The 18,586-nt window shown below is 62.6% G+C and carries 19 protein-coding genes; 17 read left to right on the plus strand and 2 right to left on the minus strand.

All coding sequences use genetic code 11. The features are described from left to right. The first annotated feature begins 8 nt into the window (after positions 1-8). The 5 genes from AFERRID_RS08490 to rpoS all read left to right on the plus strand — a co-directional run bounded on the left by AFERRID_RS08490 (position 9) and on the right by rpoS (position 3,065). Positions 9-578, plus strand: a complete 570-nt coding sequence (locus tag AFERRID_RS08490) for a DUF4124 domain-containing protein (RefSeq protein WP_113526882.1) — start codon at positions 9-11, stop codon at positions 576-578. A 100-nt stretch (positions 579-678) separates the two neighbouring features. After that, entirely contained in the window at positions 679-1,431 is a 753-nt protein-coding gene (surE, locus tag AFERRID_RS08495; RefSeq protein ID WP_012536155.1) for a 5'/3'-nucleotidase SurE, read from the plus strand. Further along, on the plus strand, positions 1,413-1,751 hold the full coding sequence (locus AFERRID_RS15975) for a protein-L-isoaspartate O-methyltransferase family protein (RefSeq protein ID WP_269149195.1): 339 nt from the start codon (positions 1,413-1,415) through the stop codon (positions 1,749-1,751). Before surE ends, AFERRID_RS15975 begins: the two co-directional genes overlap by 19 nt. Beyond that, positions 1,697-2,140, plus strand: coding sequence for a protein-L-isoaspartate O-methyltransferase family protein (locus tag AFERRID_RS08500; protein ID WP_269149196.1), 444 nt, complete (start codon positions 1,697-1,699; stop codon positions 2,138-2,140). The genes AFERRID_RS15975 and AFERRID_RS08500 overlap by 55 nt, the downstream gene beginning before the upstream one ends. Further along, positions 2,112-3,065: an RNA polymerase sigma factor RpoS gene (rpoS, locus tag AFERRID_RS08505; RefSeq protein WP_113526880.1), complete on the plus strand. Its 954-nt coding sequence runs from the start codon at positions 2,112-2,114 to the stop codon at positions 3,063-3,065. The genes AFERRID_RS08500 and rpoS overlap by 29 nt, the downstream gene beginning before the upstream one ends. 22 nt (positions 3,066-3,087) lie before the next feature. On the opposite strand, the gene AFERRID_RS08510 is transcribed toward rpoS, so the two are convergent. Further along, positions 3,088-3,462 carry an Mth938-like domain-containing protein gene (locus tag AFERRID_RS08510; RefSeq protein ID WP_113526879.1) on the minus strand — a complete coding sequence of 125 codons (375 nt, stop codon included), beginning with the start codon at positions 3,460-3,462 and terminating at the stop codon, positions 3,088-3,090. 94 nt (positions 3,463-3,556) lie between these two features. Here AFERRID_RS08510 and alaC point away from each other — a divergent pair, with 94 nt between their 5' ends. The 9 genes from alaC to AFERRID_RS08555 all read left to right on the plus strand — a co-directional run bounded on the left by alaC (position 3,557) and on the right by AFERRID_RS08555 (position 14,690). Continuing rightward, entirely contained in the window at positions 3,557-4,738 is a 1,182-nt protein-coding gene (gene alaC / locus AFERRID_RS08515) for an alanine transaminase (RefSeq protein ID WP_113526878.1), read from the plus strand. After that, the gene (locus tag AFERRID_RS08520) at positions 4,738-6,060 is read left to right on the plus strand and encodes a homoserine dehydrogenase (protein ID WP_126604902.1); all 1,323 of its coding nucleotides are present in this window, start codon (positions 4,738-4,740) and stop codon (positions 6,058-6,060) included. Before alaC ends, AFERRID_RS08520 begins: the two co-directional genes overlap by 1 nt. Positions 6,061-6,111: 51 nt before the next feature. Next, a complete protein-coding gene (thrC, locus tag AFERRID_RS08525) occupies positions 6,112-7,242 on the plus strand; it encodes a threonine synthase (RefSeq protein WP_126604904.1) in 1,131 nt (376 codons plus the stop codon). After that, positions 7,242-8,207, plus strand: coding sequence for a hypothetical protein (locus AFERRID_RS08530; RefSeq protein WP_126604906.1), 966 nt, complete (start codon positions 7,242-7,244; stop codon positions 8,205-8,207). The genes thrC and AFERRID_RS08530 overlap by 1 nt, the downstream gene beginning before the upstream one ends. Next, positions 8,208-9,989 (plus strand): single-stranded-DNA-specific exonuclease RecJ, encoded by a 1,782-nt coding sequence (locus AFERRID_RS08535; RefSeq protein ID WP_126604908.1) that lies wholly within the window; start codon positions 8,208-8,210, stop codon positions 9,987-9,989. Positions 9,990-10,134: 145 nt separating this feature from the next. Next, positions 10,135-11,233 (plus strand): peptide chain release factor 2 gene (prfB, locus tag AFERRID_RS08540; RefSeq protein WP_126604910.1). Its coding sequence is split into 2 segments (ribosomal slippage): positions 10,135-10,209 and positions 10,211-11,233, totalling 1,098 coding nucleotides; the frame shifts between segments, so codons are not numbered across the junction. 37 nt (positions 11,234-11,270) lie between these two features. Further along, complete coding sequence (gene lysS / locus AFERRID_RS08545; RefSeq protein ID WP_113526871.1) at positions 11,271-12,761, plus strand: lysine--tRNA ligase; 1,491 nt, start codon at positions 11,271-11,273, stop codon at positions 12,759-12,761. Then, positions 12,758-14,002 (plus strand): lipoprotein-releasing ABC transporter permease subunit, encoded by a 1,245-nt coding sequence (locus AFERRID_RS08550; protein WP_113526870.1) that lies wholly within the window; start codon positions 12,758-12,760, stop codon positions 14,000-14,002. Before lysS ends, AFERRID_RS08550 begins: the two co-directional genes overlap by 4 nt. After that, the gene (locus tag AFERRID_RS08555) at positions 13,995-14,690 is read left to right on the plus strand and encodes an ABC transporter ATP-binding protein (protein ID WP_126604912.1); all 696 of its coding nucleotides are present in this window, start codon (positions 13,995-13,997) and stop codon (positions 14,688-14,690) included. The genes AFERRID_RS08550 and AFERRID_RS08555 overlap by 8 nt, the downstream gene beginning before the upstream one ends. Here AFERRID_RS08555 and AFERRID_RS08560 read toward each other — a convergent pair. Beyond that, entirely contained in the window at positions 14,687-15,247 is a 561-nt protein-coding gene (locus AFERRID_RS08560; RefSeq protein ID WP_113526868.1) for a DUF2062 domain-containing protein, read from the minus strand. The two genes, AFERRID_RS08555 and AFERRID_RS08560, sit on opposite strands and share 4 nt — an antisense overlap. On the opposite strand from AFERRID_RS08560, the gene AFERRID_RS08565 reads away from it, so the two are divergent. From AFERRID_RS08565 to AFERRID_RS08575, 3 genes are all read left to right on the plus strand, one after another. Then, entirely contained in the window at positions 15,247-17,442 is a 2,196-nt protein-coding gene (locus AFERRID_RS08565) for a ComEC/Rec2 family competence protein (RefSeq protein ID WP_225981920.1), read from the plus strand. The genes AFERRID_RS08560 and AFERRID_RS08565 overlap by 1 nt on opposite strands. Positions 17,443-17,534: 92 nt before the next feature. Then, entirely contained in the window at positions 17,535-18,155 is a 621-nt protein-coding gene (locus AFERRID_RS08570) for a MotA/TolQ/ExbB proton channel family protein (protein ID WP_126604914.1), read from the plus strand. Then, positions 18,152-18,556, plus strand: coding sequence for an ExbD/TolR family protein (locus tag AFERRID_RS08575; RefSeq protein WP_126604916.1), 405 nt, complete (start codon positions 18,152-18,154; stop codon positions 18,554-18,556). The genes AFERRID_RS08570 and AFERRID_RS08575 overlap by 4 nt, the downstream gene beginning before the upstream one ends. The last annotated feature ends 30 nt before the right edge of the window (positions 18,557-18,586 follow it).

Genomic DNA, 18,586 nt, shown 5'->3' on the forward strand with positions numbered 1-18,586 from the left:
ACAGGCTGATGAAGTACAGGGAATCCCCTTTTACGTCCGGTAAAGGTGAATCAAAGCATTTAGCAACGGCGGGAGCGTGTATTTTCCTGTCGGCCTTTCTGATCAGCACTTCCGTGGATGCATCAACCATTTATCGCTGGGTGGGTGGCGGTGGCGTAGTCAGCTACGGTGAAACTCCGCCGCCGGGTGCCAAAGGCGTCGAACAGATTTCCGGGGCGCCACAGGTTTCGGCCAGTACGCCGATGCCTGGGTCGGTGGTCGCCGGTGCCACTTCGACGCCGGAACCCGCCGTGCCCACGCCCGCCGCCCGGCCTGCGGCGAACCCGGCATTGAAGCGTCTGCAGGGGGAATTGCTCGCGGCGCGGCTGACCCTGATTCAGGCGACAAAAGACTATGAGCAGGGCAAGGCCATCCGCACCGGAAATGAGCGCAATTATGCGCGCTACCTGGAGCGGGTAAACGGCCTGAAACAGGTGATGGATGCGGCGCAGTTGCGGGTATTGTTGCTGCAGCGGCAGATTCAGCAGGTGCAGAATGAAAACCCGGCGCCAGCGGCGTCAGCGCGCGCGGCGCATTAGTCTGCGGGGAGTGGTGCGTGCGCGGAGGAGGATAGACCCGGAGGCGTATCGTAGCTTACTATAACGCCAAAGTAGTCACTGCCTGCCTTTTGGAGACCTGATGCCGCGTTTCTTGATTAGTAACGACGATGGTTATCTGGCACCGGGACTGGCGGCACTTGCGGAAGCGATAAAGCCTTTGGGCGATCTGGAAGTACTGGCGCCGGAGCAGGACCGGAGCGGCGCCAGCAACTCCCTCACCCTGGACCGGCCTCTGCGGATGCGCACCGGGCTCAACGGATTTCACTATCTGATCGGCGGTACGCCTACCGACTGCGTTCACCTCGCAGTCACCGGAATTTTCGCGGAAACACCGGATATGGTAATCTCGGGCATCAACCGGGGAGCCAACATGGGGGACGATGTGCTCTACTCAGGCACCGTGGCCGCAGCCACCGAGGGGCGTTTCCTGGGGCTGCCCGCCATGGCGGTTTCCTTGGCCGGGCGCGATTGCACCCACTTTTCGACTGCGGCGCGGGTCGCCGCCAAACTGGTGACCGGGGTGCTGAGTCACGCGCTGCCTGCCGATACCATCCTCAATGTGAACGTGCCGGATTTGCCCTACGATGAAATCCGTGGATTTGAAGTGACGCGCCTGGGGCGTCGCCACAAGAGCGACATGGTGATACCGGCGGCGGATCCCCGCGGCGATCCCGTTTACTGGATTGGCCCTTCCGGGCGTGAAGCAGACGCCGGTCCCGGTACCGACTTTGACGCAGTGCGTCGCGGTTATGTTTCCATTACCCCGCTGGACCTGGATATGACCCGTTACAATTTTCTGGAGGGCTTGAGTCAATGGCTGCTTCGTTGCTAGCCCTGAGTCGTGAAGTCGGCATGATTTCCCCGCGCACGCGGGGAAGAATGGTGCTCCGTCTGCGCGCGGACGGCATCCGTGATGAGCGGGTGCTGGACGCGATGAACCGGGTTCCGCGTCATCGCTTTGTCGCCCAGGCACTGGCGGGACGGGCCTATGAGCCGGTATCGCTGCCCATTGGTTACGGGCAGACCATCTCCCAGCCCTGGATGGTGGCGCGGATGATGGAAGCGATTCTGGAGGAGCGGGAGGAGGTCCCCGGCGAGTGCTGGAGATCGGTACAGGGTCTGCTTACCAGACCGCCGTGCTGGCGGAGCTAGGGGCGGAGGTCTTCAGTATCGAGCGTATCGGCCCGCTGCAAGAAAGGGCGACCGCATTGCTGGGCAGGCTGGGCTATCGCCAGGTGCATCTGCAGCATGGCGATGGCAGCGGCGGCTGGCCGGAAAAAGCCCCCTTTGACGCAATTGTCATTACCGCTGCCGTGCCCTGCGCACTGGCGCCCCTTTACCGCCAGTTGTGCGCCGGAGGCAGTCTGGTAATGCCGGTGGAGGAGGGAGGGGGGCAGCATTTGCAGGTCAGTCATTGGGATGGTAACGCTGCGCGGGTGATCGCGCTGGGCAGTTGCCATTTTGTCCCCTTGCTAGCGGGTACCGTTTCTGTGGCCTCAGGAGAGTGTGCGGATGATAAACGCGATCGGAGACGAGGATGAGGACGGGGGGGGTCCAGATGCATCCCCGATATCGGAACAGGACGAGGATGCTCCGGAAAAGATCGATGGAGCGGAAGATTTCGGCGAGACGCCCGACTGGGATGCCACCCGCTGTTATCTTCGGGAGATCGGACACAGCCCGCTGCTGACAGCGGAGCAGGAAGTGACCCTGGGGCGCCTGGTGCAGGCTGGCGATCAGGCTGCGCGTTGCACCATGATAGAGAGCAATCTCCGCCTGGTAGTAAAAGTGGCGCGACACTACCTCAACCGGGGCTTGCCACTTCTGGACCTGATCGAAGAGGGCAACCTCGGGCTGATCCGTGCGGTGGAGAAATTTGATCCGGAACGCGGCTTTCGCTTCTCTACCTATGCGACCTGGTGGATTCGTCAGAATATCGAGCGGGCGCTGATGAATCAGACTCGCACCATCCGCCTGCCCATTCACGTGATGAAGGAACTCAGCGCGGTGCTGCGCGTCACCCGCTGTCTTGCACAAACTCTGCAGCGGGACCCGACGCCGGAAGAGGTGGCAGAAGCTTTGGATCGTTCCGTCGACGCGGTCCGCGATTGCCTGGAAATGGATGGCCGGGTGACAAGCCTGGATATGCCCTACGGCAGGGGGTCGGATCGTTCCCTGGCCGACCTGGTGGCAGACACCAACGCAGTAGGCGTGGAACAGCGGCTGGAGAACCAGAGTCTTTCCCGACAGGTGCACCATTGGATTGCGACCATGGCCGAAAAACATCGCCTCGTGCTGCTCTGGCGCTTCGGGCTGGACGGTACGGACGGGGCGACGTTGGAAGAGGTGGGCTCCCGCCTCGGCATTACCCGGGAGCGGGTGCGCCAGATTCAGGTGGAGGCGCTGCTGGTGTTGCGCCAGCGCATCGAAGCGGAAGGGTTGGCACCCGAGGGCCTGTTCGGTTGACGCCTGGCCGATTCCGCAGATTTCAGGCCACGGGCGGCAACAGCGCAGCGATGACCATGCGATCTTCGGCCAGCAGGATGTTGTAGGTGCGGCAGGCGGCGCTGGTGTCCATCACCTCCACCGCCAGTCCGGCGGTGCGCAGGGCGCGCAGCAACTCCAGCGGAAAATGCTGATGCTTGCCGGTGCCCAGCAGCATGATATCGGGCCGGCGTGTCACGACCTCGTCAAAGTGCGAGAGTTCAAGGGCGTCGGCATGTTCCGGCCCCCAGGGACTGTGCAGCCACTCGGCGCCGACCAGCAGCCCCTGTCCGTAATTTTCGCCGTGAATGACGATGCCCTGCGGCCCGTAGGCATGGATGACATTGCGATGGGTGTCGCGCTGCAGATGTAATTTCATGAGATTCTTCCCCTGCGCGGATTGACAGGCCCGCGCCGCCTCTCTATTGTTCATCGGTTTCGGCATTCGCTACAACCCTGAAGGCCCACGCCACATGAACAGTGACTTTGAACGTATCCGTCGTCTGCCCCCCTACGTGTTTAACATCGTTACGGACCTCAAGAATCAGGCCCGCAAGCGGGGCGAGGATATCATCGACTTTGGTATGGGGAACCCCGACCAGCCCACGCCGCAGTACATCGTCGATAAGCTCTGTGAAACGGCACAACGGGGTGACACCCATCGCTACAGCGTGTCGCGCGGCATTCCCCGCCTGCGCCGCGCCATTACGACCTGGTATGAGCGCCGTTACGGTGTGCAGCTCGATCCCGAGTCCGAGGCCATCGTCACCATCGGTTCCAAGGAGGGCATCGCCCACCTGGCACTGGCGACCGTGGGCCCCGGCGATACGGTGCTGGTGCCCAGCCCGACTTATCCCATCCACCCCTACGGTTTCGTGATAGCGGGCGCCGATGTGCGCCATGTGCCGATGCTACCGGGGGTGGATTTTTTCGAAGAACTGGAAAAAGCGGTCAGGGCGGCGTGGCCGAAGCCGAAGATGCTGGTGATCAACTTCCCCCACAATCCGACGGCGGCGGTCGTGGATCTGGACTTTTTCGCGCGGATCGTGGCGTTTGCCAAGGAACACCGTATTTGGGTGGTGCATGATCTGGCCTATGCGGATATCGTCTTTGATGGCTATAAAGCGCCGAGCTTTTTGCAGGTGCCAGGGGCCAAGGACGTGGGCGTCGAGTTCTTCACCCTTTCCAAGAGCTACAACATGCCCGGCTGGCGGGTGGGCTTTGCGGTGGGAAACCCGAAGCTGGTGGGCGCCCTGGCGCGGATGAAGAGTTATCTGGATTACGGCACCTTTACCCCCATTCAGGTGGCAGCCATCACCGCGTTGGAAGGGCCGCAGGACTGTGTTGAAGACATCCGCCTGATGTACGAGCAGCGCCGCGACGTGCTCTGCGAGGGGCTGGACGCCGCGGGCTGGGCAGTCGACAAGCCCAAGGCGACCATGTTCGTCTGGGCGCGGATTCCCGAATCGCTGCGCAGGATGGGCTCGCTGGAATTCTCCAAGCTGGTACTGGACCGCGCCAAGGTGGCGGTAAGTCCGGGGATCGGTTTCGGTGACCTGGGCGACGAATATGTGCGGTTCGGGCTGGTGGAGAATGAGCACCGTACCCGTCAGGCTATCCGCGGCATTAAACACCTGTTTCGTGAGGATCTGTAATGGCGGAGGATATGGCCCCGGTACGGATCGGTATTCTTGGCATGGGCACTGTCGGCCAGGGAACGGTGCGGGTGCTGGAGCGCAATGCCGAAGAAATCACCCGTCGGGTCGGGCGGGAGCTACGGGTGGTCCATGCGGCGGCGCGTAATCCGGCGCGTTTGGAAGGATTGGGGCTGGATGCGCGGATCAGCAGCGATCCCTGGGCGGTGGTACGTGATCCCGAAGTGGATGTGATCGTCGAAGTGATGGGTGGGCAGGAACCTGCCCTGAGCCTGCTGCTGGCGGCTATCGCGGCGGGTAAACATGTGGTGACCGCCAACAAGGCCCTGCTGGCCGAGCATGGCAACGAGATTTTCGCGGCGGCGCAGGCGCAGGGGGTGATGGTTGCTTTCGAGGCGGCGGTGGCGGGTGCCATTCCCATCATCAAGGCGATCCGCGAGGGGCTGGCGGGCAACCGCATTCAGTGGCTGGCGGGCATTATCAACGGCACCAGCAACTACATCCTCTCCCAGATGTTCCACGCAGGTTGGGACTTTCAGCAGGCCCTGGCTGAGGCGCAGCGGCTGGGTTATGCCGAGGCCGATCCGGGGCTGGATGTGGATGGCGGCGATGCCGCGCACAAGATTACCTTGATGGCGTCCATTGCTTTCGGTATTCCGGTGGATTTCGCCCATTGTCATGTGGAAGGCATCCGTGCGCTGGAACGGACCGATGTGGCCTATGCCGCCGATCTGGGCTATCGCATCAAGTTGCTGGGTATTGCGCGGCGCCGCGCGGATGGCGTCGAGTTGCGGGTACATCCGACCCTGATTCCCCATAGCCATCTGCTGGCCAATGTGGAGGGACCCTTCAACGCGATTCTGGTGGAGAGCGATGCGGCGGGGCAGAGCCTTTATTATGGACGCGGTGCGGGCGGCGATCCAACAGCCAGCGCCGTGGTGGCAGATTTGGTGGATGTGGCGCGGACCATGACCGCCGATCCCAGCAACCGGGTGCCCCATCTCGCCTTCCAGCCCGATGCCATGAGTGCCTTGCCGCTGCTGCCCATGGCCGAGGTGGAGAGCGCTTACTATCTGCGCATCCACGCCCATAACCGTGCCGGTGTGCTGGCACAGGTGGCGACGATGTTGGCGGAATATGAGATTTCCATCGAAGCGTTGGTGCAGAAAGAGACGCCGGAGGCAGACAGTGTGCCCATCGTCCTGCTGCTGCACCGCTGCCGGGAGGGTGACCTGGAGCAGGCCATCGCCCGCATGGAAGCCCTGCCAGTGGTCGTTCAGCCCATACTGCGCCTGCGCGTCGAGAGTTTGGCGGAAGGGTGATCCGGCAGCTACACCGAATTTTGGCATTTCATCTTAAATCAGGATAACTTCATGACCCGTTATACCGGCATTATCGACCATTACCGCGCCTTTCTGCCCCTGGCTCCCGAGACTCCGGCGGTGAGCTTGGGTGAGGGCAATACGCCGCTGATCGAATGCATCAATCTGCCCCGCCAGCTTGGTCTCGACATCCGCCTTTTCCTCAAATTCGAGGGCCTGAATCCCACCGGCTCCTTCAAGGACCGTGGTATGGCCATGGCGGTGACCAAGGCCAAGGAAGACGGCAGCGAAATGGTGATCTGCGCCTCCACCGGCAACACTTCGGCGGCAGCGGCGGCCTATGCGGCGCGGGCGGGAATGCGCGCCTTCGTAGTGATCCCGGAAGGCAAGATTGCCCTCGGCAAGCTCTCTCAGGCGATGATGCATGGTGCCATGGTGTTGCAGATTCGTGGCAACTTCGATGTGGGCATGCAGATCGTCCAGGAAGTGGCGGCCAATGCACCGATCACCCTGGTGAATTCGGTGAACCCTTACCGCTTGCAGGGTCAGAAGACGGCGGCCTTCGAGATCATCGAAGCATTGGGTGAAGCGCCCGATTATCATGCCCTGCCGGTGGGTAATGCCGGCAATATCACCGCCCACTGGATGGGTTATTGTGAAGCCACCGACGGGCGGACCGACAAGTCCCAGTCTTTGACCGCCTGCTGCAAGTTCTGTAATGGCACCTGTAGCTACGGTCACGGTAAGGTGGGAAAACGACCGAAGATGCTGGGTTTTCAGGCAGCAGGCAGTGCCCCCTTCATCGTCGGCCACTATGTGAAGGACCCCGAGACCATCGCCACGGCCATCCGTATCGGCCACCCCATGTCCTGGGATCAGGCGCATCGGGTGCAGGCGGAAAGCGGCGGTTGGTTTGGCGGGCATAGCGATGCCGAGATTCTGGAGGCGCAGCGCTGGCTGGCGCAATATGAGGGCGTTTTCTGCGAACCGGCCTCGGCGACTTCGGTGGCGGGGGTGGTTGCTGCGGCCCGCGCCGGAAAGATGGAAGCGGGCGCAACGGTAGTCTGTACCCTCACCGGGCATGGCCTGAAAGATCCCGATACCGCCATCGCTCAGGGTGGCGAAGTGTTCACCGTGGACGCCAGTCTGGAGGCGGTGCAGCGCGCCATCCTGGATCGCTGATGGCGGATCTCTGCCTCTGGCTGTCGGGATTGCGCGGCGTGCCGGAGGATGACCTGGGCGCGGTGTTGCCGCGTTACTGGGGGCGTGGGCGGGCGGAGCGGTTGACGGCTGGCTCCTCTCTGGAGGTGGCGGGGCATTTGCTGGGTTTCGGGGGCTTGTTGCCCGCCGCGGCATTGCTTGCGGAGTCCGAGGGTATAGCGACCGCAGGGCACTGGGTCATCGCCCTGGAGCCGGTGACGTTTCGCGGTCAGGCGGGGCGGGCGGTGTTACAGCCTCTGCCGGGTCTGGTTGAGGACTCGGCAGAGGCGCTCTTCGCGGCGGCGGTGGCGCATATGGCGGATGCGCCCTGGACTCTGCGGCGCGGTGCCAGGCGCTGGTATGCGCTGGCCACCGCTACGCCCGACCTGCACTGCCCCGATCCCGAACGAGTCTGGGGCCGCGAGCCCCTGGCCTTGCAAGTCACTGGTGCCGATGCCCGGCGCTGGAATGCCTTCCTCAATGAGTTGCAGATGCTCCTCGCCGCCCATCCCGTCAATCAGGATATCGATGCCAGCGGGCAGGACTCCTGGTGTCTGTTCTGGGCCTGGGGGGAGGGGCGATTGCCTTCTGTGCGGCCCATTCCGAAGTGGAAGATCGTGGCGGCGGAGGCCGACTATCTGCAGGCTGCGGCCGGCTGGCTCGGCCTGCCGCTATCCTATTCCAAAGTGTTGCAGGCCGCGACGGAACTGCCCGATGATCTGCTCTGGGTCTGGTCCGGGGCCTGGCTCTACCCGGATACGGCGAAATCCTTTGCGGCGCTGGTCCCGGCCCTGCGATCCCTGTGGCGGAGTGACGGGCGCCTGGAGTGCTTGACGGGTGTGCTCGCCAGCGGCGGTATAGAGCGCCTTACGCTTCGTCGTGCGGATCGCTGGCGCTTCTGGCGCAGACCGGCCCGGCCCGGCCATGCGCTGCCGGGAGTCTGGTAGATGGCTGCGGAAGCCGTTCGTGTTGTCGATCGTCCTGTGGCAGCGGCGATATTGCGCGCGGCTCTGGAACTCGGATACACCCCGCTCCAGGCCCGGATCATCGCCGGCAGATTGAGTGATGCGGATGTGGCGAAGCTGCCGGCTTTGCTGAATCTGCAGTTGAGTGGCCTCACCCCGCCCGACCTGCTCCCCGATATCGACATCGCTTCTGAATGTATCGTCTCCGCCATAAAACAAGGGTTGCCCATCCTCCTGATTTCCGACTTCGATGCCGATGGCGCTTCGGCCCACGCGGTGCTGAAGTTTGCGTTCCGGGATTATTTCGGCGTCCCGGAAGCGCGGATTCACAGCTATATCGGACATCGTCTGCGCGATGGTTACGGCGTCACCGAAACCCTGACGGACCGCATCATCGCGGAGGCCCCCCACCCCGCTTTGATCATTACCGCGGATCAGGGGAGCACGGATCACGAACGGATCGCCCGGCTGCGGGATCATGGTTTTACCGTCATCGTCACGGATCATCACGGTGTGCCCGCGGATGGGCCGCCCCCTGCAGCCGTGGCTTGCGTAAACCCGGTGCGCGAGGATTCGGCGTTTCCCGATCCTTACATCGCGGGCGTGCAGGTGGCATGGCTGCTGTGCTGCGCGGTTCGCCAGCGATTGATTCAGGACGGCCATCTTCCCGTCAGTGCGCCAAAACTCGGCGCTCTTTTGGATCTGGTTGCCCTGGGAACCATGGCCGACTGCGTCAATCTGGCGCGATCCACCAATAACAAGGCGATTATCGCCCGCGGACTGGCGATCATGAACGCGCCGGCGGCGCGGCCCGCCTGGCAGGCACTGTATGTCGCCACGAATTGCAAAGGCCCCATTACCGCCGCTACCCTGGCATTCAGTTTTGCGCCCGTCATCAACGCCCGCGGACGCCTGGATTCGGCGCTGGGCAGTGTGGATCTGCTCATGAGTGATAGCGTCCCGGTGGCGGAAGGACTGGCGCTGCATTTTGTGGAGCACAACACCGAACGTAAGGCGGTCCAGTCGAACATGCTGCAACGAAGCGCAAAACAGGCGGTACAGCAGGTTCGGGATGGCGCGGCGGCGATTACGATCTTTGATCCCGAAGGCCACGCGGGTGTCCACGGCATTTGTGCGGCGCGACTGGCGGAGTCCTTTGGCAGACCCGTCGCTTATTTCTCGCCCAAGGCCGAGGGCGAACATATCACCGCCTCGCTGAGAACCGTGCATGGCTTTCATGTGCGGGATGCCCTGGCGGAGATAGCCGGCCGTTATCCCGATGATTTCATCGCCTGGGGTGGACATGCCGGCGCCGGCGGGGTGACCTTGAAGCGCGATGGTCTGCGGCGCTTTGCGGAAGCGTGGGCCTCTATCGCCGCAAGCGCATTGCGTGACCAGAGGGCCGGTCCGGAGATTGTCACCGATGGTCCTCTGGAGGTGGCTCCCAGCTTCGCCGTTGTGGAAGAACTGGCGGTCCTGGAACCCTTTGGTCGCCAATGGGAGCACCCCGTTTTCAGAAGCCACGGCCGGATTGAACAGGTCCGCCCGGTAGGCGACGGCAGGCATCTGAAACTGGTCGTGAAAATAGATGCGACGGGCTACGACGCCATCTGGTTCGGCGCCGTGGAAAATGGCGTCTGCCCGGTCGAAGTCGGGCAGACGGTACTCATGGCTTACGAACTGGATGTGAATACATTCCGGGATACGACTACCCTGCAATTGCGGATTCGGCATATGGCGCTGGTCGGCGACCAGCCGGTTTAGCCAATAATTCCAATTTGGAATCCCGCCTGCGGAAAAACACTGCTGGAGATCAGCGCCGAAACTGCGCATAATTACGGCCTTTGCGTGCAGGGCAACCGGGTGCGCGGGTATGGCCCTGACGCAGCCGGATGGAAAAGGAAGAATCATGAGAGAAGTGAATGAGATGCGTGCGCTGCACGAAGATCTCCAGGTCCGCGTCGCGGGCCTGAGGGGGTATCTTTGACCTCGAAGAAAAGCGCGCTCGCCTAGAAGAAGTTCAACGGGAGCTGGAAGACCCGACCATCTGGAACAACGCCGAAAAGGCTCAGGAGCTGGGTCGCGAACGGTCTGCTCTGGAAGCCATCATCACGCCCATGGACAAGCTCACCGCGAGTCTCGCCGATGGCGGCGAGATGCTGGAATTGGCCCTGAGCGAGCAGGACGAAGAACTCCTCGCCGCAGTCGATGCGGATCTCGACACCGCGCTGGCCATGGTCGAGAAGCTGGAATTTCAGCGCATGTTCTCCGGCGCGCAGGATGCGGCAAACTGCTTTGTGGATATTCAGGCCGGCGCGGGCGGCACCGAGGCGCAGGACTGGGCGGAAATGATTTTGCGCATGTATCTGCACTGGGCCGAGTCCCATGGCTTTGCGGCGGAACTGGTGGAGGTCTCCGAGGGGGAAGTGGCGGGCATCAAGTCGGCCAGCATCCATGTGCGCGGTGACCACGCCTTCGGCTGGCTGCGTACCGAAACCGGCGTCCATCGCCTGGTGCGCAAATCGCCTTTCGACTCCGGCAATCGCCGTCATACCAGCTTCGCCAGCGTCTTTGTTTATCCCGAAATTGACGATAGTTTCGAGGTGGATATCAATCCGGCAGACCTCAAGGTGGACACCTACCGGGCCAGCGGAGCGGGTGGTCAGCACATCAACAAGACCGACTCGGCCATTCGTATCACCCATGTGCCCTCGGGCATTGTCGTGGCCTGCCAGACCGACCGCTCGCAGCACAAGAACCGGGCCGAGGCCATGCGCATGTTGCGCTCCAAACTCTATGAGATGGAGATGCAGAAACGTGCCGTCGAGAAGCAGGCGCTGGAAGACAGCAAAAGCGATATCGGCTGGGGGCATCAGATTCGCTCCTATGTGCTGGACCAGTCGCGGATCAAAGACCTGCGCACCGGGGTCGAAGTGGGCGATACCCAGAAGGTGCTCGATGGGGCGCTGGATATATTCATTGAAGCGGCGTTGAAGGCTGGGTTGTAAGCGGTAGTCACTCGGTATTTCGCAGGAAGGGGACGGGATGGTGGATCAGGAACTCAATGACCAGATGCAGGTGCGGCGCGACAAGCTGGGACACTGGCGCAGCGAAGGCCATGCCTATCCCAACGGCTTCCGCCGCGATGCCCTGGCGGGCGACCTGCAGGAGCGTTATGGCGATATGGACGCCACGGCGCTGGAGCAGGAGCCCATCGAGGCGCGGCTCGGCGGGCGGCTGATGAGCCGCCGGGTGATGGGCAAGGCCAGTTTCGCCGACATTCAGGATCAGTCCGGGCGTATTCAACTCTTTGTCAGTCGCGATAACCTGGGCGAAGAGGTCTACGCGCGCTTCAAGGGCCTGGATTTGGGCGACATCATCGGTGTGGATGGTATCCTGTTCCGCACCAAGACCGGTGAATTGTCCCTGAAGGTGCATAGCCTGCAACTGCTGAGCAAGGCCCTGCGTCCGCTGCCGGAAAAATGGCACGGGCTCGCCGACCCGGAAACCCGCTTCCGCCAGCGTTATGTCGATCTGATCGTCACCGAGGCCACCCGCCGCACCTTCCAGATTCGTGCGGAAACGGTGGCGGCCCTGCGCGATGGCCTGCGCCAGCGCGGCTTTTATGAAGCGGAGACGCCCATGATGCAGCCGGTCCCCGGTGGTGCCACGGCGCGGCCCTTCGTTACCCACCACCATGCCCTCGACATGACCCTTTACCTGCGTATCGCCCCGGAGCTGTACCTCAAGCGGCTGGTGGTGGGTGGCATTGAGCAGGTCTTCGAGATCAACCGCAACTTCCGCAACGAAGGTATTTCCACTCGTCATAACCCCGAGTTCACCATGCTCGAATGGTACGAGGCCTACGCCGATCACGTGCGCGCCATGGATCTCACCGAGACGCTGATCCGCGCCGCGGCACAAGCGGCCCTGGGCACTACGGCGATCAGCTATCAAGGGCTGGAAATCGACCTCGGCAAACCCTTCCACCGCTTGACGGTGACGGAATCGGTGCGTGCCCATAACCCCGATCTGGCGGATGCGGATCTGCGGGACCCCGCAGTGCTGGCTGCCAAACTCGCGCAGTTGCACCTGCCCTGTCAGCCTGCCTGGGGCTGGGGCAAGCGTCTCATCGAAATCTTCGAGAAGACGGTGGAAGGCCAGCTCCAGCAGCCCACCTTCATCACCGAGTATCCCTTGGAAGTCAGTCCGCTGGCGCGCCGCAACGATCTCGACCCCGAGGTCACGGATCGTTTCGAGCTGATGATCGCCGGCCGCGAGCTGGCCAACGGCTTTTCCGAGTTGAACGACCCCGAAGACCAGGCCGCCCGCTTCCGGGCGCAGGTCGAGGCCAAGGATGCCGGGGACGAGGAGGCGATGTTCTTCGACGCCGACTATATCCGCGCCCTGGAATATGGCATGCCGCCGACCGCAGGGGTGGGGCTGGGCATCGACCGCCTGGTCATGTTGCTTGCCGACCAGCCCAGCATTCGCGAGGTGATTCTCTTCCCCCATCTGCGGCCGGAACAGTCATGAGGTTTTATGAGCTTTGGATCGGGCTGCGTTACACCCGCGCCAAGCGCCGCAATCACTTCATTTCCTTCATCACCGGCACGGCGATCATGGGCATGGTCATCGGGGTGGCCGCGCTTATCGCGGTCATGGCGGTGATGAATGGTTTCGACCATACCCTGCGTTCGCGGATTCTGGCGGTGACCTCCGATGTCATCATTCAGGGCAACGGGGTGCCGGTACTGGACTGGCCGACGGCGGTGAAGCGCCTTTCGACGGTTCCCGATGTGACCGGAGTGGCGCCCTATGTGCAGGCGCAGGCCATGCTCTCCCACGACGGGCTGGTCAGTGGCGCGGTGATCGAAGGCATCGACCCGGCGTTGGAGAACCGCGTCAACAAGCTCAACCAGGACATGAAAATGGGTGAGTTGCAGTCCCTGCAGACTCACCCCTGGAGTATCGTCCTCGGACGAGCCCTCGCGCGGCAACTGGGCGTGACCGTAGGGGACAAGATCACCCTGATTTCGCCGCAGGGGGGCGTGACCCCACTGGGGGTAACCCCCGCCCTGCGCCAGTTCACGGTGGTGGGGCTCTTTTCCGTCGGCATTTACGCCTACGACAGCGGCATGGCCTATATCAATCTGGGCGATGCGCAGCGGCTCTACGGGTTGAACCAGGGCGTGACGGGCCTGCGCATGCAGATCAAAGACCCCTTTGCTGCCCCGGCCTTCGCCGCCCATCTGCAACAGCAGCTTGGCGCCGCTTTTTATATCCAGGACTGGACTCAGACCCACGAGAACTTCTTCAAGGCCCTGAGCATGGAGAAACTGGTGATGTTTGTGATCCTGTCGCTGATCATTGCCGTCGCCGCCTTCAACATCGTGGCGACACTGGTGATGGTGGTCACCGATAAGGAAACGGATATCGCCATTCTCCGTACCATCGGCGTGACGCCACGCAGTATCATGCTGATTTTTATGGTTCAGGGCGGGATCATCGGACTCTTTGGCACGCTCCTCGGTGTCTTCTTCGGGGTGTTGCTGGCGTGGAATATTCCGACCCTGGTACCGGCCATCGAGCAGTTGTTTCACGTCCAGTTTATCTCGCCGGAGGTTTATTCCATCAGCCAGCTGCCCTCCAAGCTGGAGCCCTGGGACGTGATCCATGTGGCCATTGCCGCGCTCATCATGAGCTGGATAGCGACGTTGTATCCCTCCTGGCGCGCCTCTCGCGTCGCTCCTGCGGAGGCGTTGCGTTATGAGTGAGCAGATCATTCTTTCCGTCGAGCATCTGCGGCAGAGCTTCGCCATTGGCCGCGAGCGTCTGGAGGTCATCCGTGACATCAATCTGCAGGTGCACCGTGGCGAACGCTTGGCGATTGTCGGCGCCTCCGGGCAGGGCAAGAGCACACTGATGCACCTCATGGGTGGCCTGGAGCGCCCGTCCGGGGGTGGGGTACGGATCCTCGGTCAGGAGGTCTACAAACTCAGCGAATCGGCGCGCAGCCGTTTGCGTAATCAGAGTGTCGGTTTCGTCTATCAGTTACATCGTTTGCTGCCCGAGTTCACGGCACTGGAGAATGTCCTGCTCCCGCTCCTGATACGCCGGGTGCCGCGTCGCTCCGTAGAACCCTGGGGCAAGGAAATCCTGACCCGCGTCGGGCTGGGTGAACGTCTGGGTCACAAACCGGGCATGCTCTCCGGCGGCGAACGGCAAAGGGTGGCGCTGGCGCGTGCGCTGGTTACCCGCCCGGCACTGCTTCTCGCCGACGAACCCACCGGCAATCTCGACAGCGAGTCGGCGGAGAGTGTCCACCAACTGATGCTCGACCTCAATCAGGAACTGGGTACCGCACTGGTTATCGTCACCCATGAGCCGGCGCTGGCGGCACACATGGAGCACGTACTCCGGCTGCAGGATGGTGTCCTGCAGCCCCTGGACGCTATGCGCTAAAACCTGCTGCGCTGCAGGCGACGGCGCCGCAGCCGCCACAGTATCCAGATTCGCCAGCCACCGAGTACTCCAAAGTACAGTGCCAGGGCAAGCGCCCCGCCAAGAATGATGCTGCCCAGCCAGGTGAGGAGGTAGGCATGCCAGAGGCGGTCTCCCATGGCCATTACGCTGATCTGTCCATGGACCATGGCGTGGATATCCGCATAATGAATGGTGATGGGCGGGGCCAGCCCCAACTGGGTGAGCAGCCAGAACCCCAGTTCATAGGATGCGAAGAAAAAGGGCACGATGGTAAAGGGTCCCGTCACGATGAAAGGCATGACGACGCCGACGGGGATATAGGCGCGACGCCAGAGACTGATGAGCAGGATGCTCAGAACATGGCCAAAAAAGGGCAGGCTGCCGATAAAAGTGCCGATCGCGGCGGCACGGGCGACGTTGTGGCGATGGGGATGCCAGAGTACCGGGCGGGCCAGGTAATGGGTAAAGCGCCCCAGCGGTCGTTTGCTGAGGATGTCCTCGCGGGTGGGAAGGCGACAGAATGCAGGTAGGCGCAATGCGATATTTCCTGGTTTGTAAGGGGGCTAGTGTAGCCAAGCCGCTGCCCTGGGCCAAATCCTGGCCGTCCTTGCCGCTTCTGGTCATCGCGATAGGGCTGGGGCTGGGGTTTTTTCACAGTTTCCGGCAACTGCCTGCTTTGTGGATTCCGCTTGCCGTAGCGCTTCCCGGACTGCTCCTGGCTTGGAAATGGCGGCCTGCGCTGCTGCTGACCGTCGCCGCGGGGGCCTTTGCCTGGGGCATCTGGCAGGCCGAGCTGCGCCTCGCCGTACAGTGGCCGGTGGGCCAGGACTTCAGTGTCCGGGGGCGCATCGTTTCCATACCCCAATCGGGGGGCCGGGAATATCGCTTTCTGGTGGCGCCCGAGCACTGGTCGGCAGGGGCAGGTGCGGGCGCCCGGCCTGACACCATTCTCGTTCACGGCAATCTTCCGGAAGTCCCCGTAGTCGGGCAACGCTGGCAGTTGCGCTTGCACAGCGAATCTCTTGCCAGCCTGCCCGGCAGCCCCTTTGCGGACCTCGCCCGGCAGCGTTTTTGGGCCGGGGAGGGCGGGGTGGCACGGCTGCAGGATGCCCGGCTGTTGCCGGTTTCCCGCGTGAATCTCCAGGACGACATCGCGGTGGCCCGTGAGGCGGTGCTCCATGCCAGCAATATGGCCCTGAACCGCGAAGCGGCAGGTTTTGTGCAGGCGCTGAGTATTGGTGTCGGTAACCAGCTCCCGCCGGAGATCTGGCAGGTCTACCGGGATACGGGCACCGCCCACTTGCTGGTGATCTCCGGTTCCCACGTGGCCGCGGTCGCCGGACTGGCCCTGTGGCTCGGTCAGTGGCTATGGCGGCGTATCCCCTGGCTGGTCGCTCGCTGGCCGGCGCAGACGGCGGGAGTCCTCTGCAGCATCCCGGCGGCCTGGGGCTATGCCAGTTTTGCCGGCATGCAGATTCCCGGCGAGCGCGCCGCCTGGATGATCACGGCAGCGGCACTCGCCCATCTGCTGGGACGCCCAAACAATGCTTGGCAAGGGCTGTCCCTGGCCGCCCTGCTCATCGCCTTCGGAAACCCCGGCGCGCTGGTGGATGTGGGATTCTGGCTTTCTCTGGGCGCCGTGGCCGTGTTGGTGGCCATCGGTTATGGGGAAGGCGGCTGGCGCACGTTGCTGCGCAGCCAGTGGATGGTTTCCATTGCCCTGATGCCTTTACTAGCGGGACTCTTCGGACAAGTTTCCCTGATTTCCCCGATTGCAAACGTGTTGGTGATCCCGCTGGTCGAGATGCTTGCAGTGCCCCTGGCCTTGCTAGGCGCTTTTTTGGCACTGCTGGATCTGGAACTGCTCAGCCGCCTGCTCTTTCATCTGGTGGCGCTGGAAATGGACGCAGTGACCGCATTGCTGCGTATTCTGCTGCAGATCCCATTTGCGCGGGTCAGCACGGGTACGGGTCGCAGCTGGGCCTTGCTGGCGGCGGTGCTGGGGCTCGGCATCTTTTTTCTGCCGCCGGGCTGGCCGGGGCGCCCCCTGGCTTTGCTGGGCATGGTCCCGCTCCTGATCCCCGTCGGGGGTACCGCTGACCTGGAATTGCGTGCGCTGGATGCGGGATCCGGCATGCTGCTGTTCTGGCAGAAGGGGTCACAGAGCGGTATTTTCTCGGCAAATCTCTGGAAGGCGGCCAGTCGCCGCAGCGGCAGCCTCGCGCTTACGGCGGCGCTGCGCCAGCAGGGCGTGACACGGGTGGATGCATGGTTGCGCAGCGACATTTCCGCACCCCAGCCGCTACCTGTCGCTGTCCGTCAGTGGTGGCCGGCGGGAGCCCGCGATTATCCCGGAGGACCGCCGACATCGGCCTTCTGTCGGGCCGACGGCGGTGCACCGGCAGAGATGCATTTCCTGACCTTGAATGCACCTGTCCAGCCCTGCATAGTGACCTGGGGTGCCGGACCCGATGTGCTGATTCTGGGTGACGCCGATGCAGCGACGATCCGTCGTCTTGTCGCGGAGCACGGCGCCGCGTTGCATCGAGCGCAGGCCATCTTTGCCCCTGCCAGTCTGGGCAACACGGAAAGAGCGGCGTTAGCGGCCGCCACAGCGCAGGCGCGGGTCTTTTATCTGGGCGAGGGCAAGCCGGGCACATGGACCTGGCAGGCCGGGCGCTTGCGTCATGCCCTGCCGCCATCGCCCGCCTACTGGCAACCCGGCGCCTGAACGGGGACGCCTGCACGGGCCGGTCGCTGCCGTTTCCCGGGTGATATGCTATATTCCGGCTTCGTCACGATCGAACGGGTTCTGGAGGCGATGTGCAAGAGTTGCTGGGATTGTTCAAGTTAGGCGGATTTGTTCTGCCGATTCTTATTTTGGCGGCAATCGTCGCTTTGGCCATCGCCGGTAATCGTCTCTGGGTCTTGCGGCGGGGACGTATTGCACCGCGTGATCTCGCGCCCCGGGTTGGGGAACTGGTGGACGCGGGCAAGGTGCAGCAAGCCGTGAAGGTGCTGTATGAAAACGACACGCCCCTGGCCAGGATGATGTTGGTGGCGCTCCAGAGCGCAGGACAGCCGCGCGACGTGATCAAGGAGTCGGTGGAAGAGACCGGCCGTCATGAAGTGGCGCATCTCGATCGTTACCTCAACTTTCTGGGTAGTATCGCCGGTGTGGCGCCCTTGCTGGGTCTGCTTGGCACCGTATTCGGCATCATGCATGCGTTTGCGGCTATCGGCATGGTGGGCGCGGGCGATCCCAAGGCGTTGGCGAGCGGCATCGCCGAGGCGCTCATCACCACCGCCAGCGGTCTTATCGTCGCCATCCCCAGCCTGATGTTCTATCGCTATTTCAAAGGACGGGTCGATGCGTTGGTGTTGTCCCTCGAAAAAGAGGCGCTGAAGCTGGTGAATCAGATAGCCGCGGGGGCGGAAAAATGAATCTGCGTCCGCGGGTGAGCGAAGAACCGGAGATCAATGTGATCTCCATGGTCGATATCGTGCTGGTCCTGCTGCTGTTCTTCATGGTCACCAGCAGCTTTGTGCACCAGTCCCATCTTTCCATGGAACTGCCCAAAGCCCAGCAGGCCACCGCCGGTGAGCCGAAAACCCCTATCACCATCGACCTCAGCGCGGCCGGGCAGGTGCGTATGAACAAGCAGGTGGTGCCGATGTCCGATCTGGCCGGACAACTCAAAGCGCTTGCCGCCAAAGATCCGGAACGGGTGATCGTCCTGCGCGCGGACAAGAATACGACGCAGCAGTACGTCATCGATGTACTGGACGCGGCGCAGGAAGCGGGCCTGACCCGGATCAGTTTCGCAACCCTGAGCAACCACTGACCCGTGCGGCTGGAAGGGCGCTCCTTACGC

It is taken from the genome of Acidithiobacillus ferridurans (assembly GCF_003966655.1).
GTDB classification, from domain to species: Bacteria; Pseudomonadota; Gammaproteobacteria; order Acidithiobacillales; family Acidithiobacillaceae; genus Acidithiobacillus; species Acidithiobacillus ferridurans.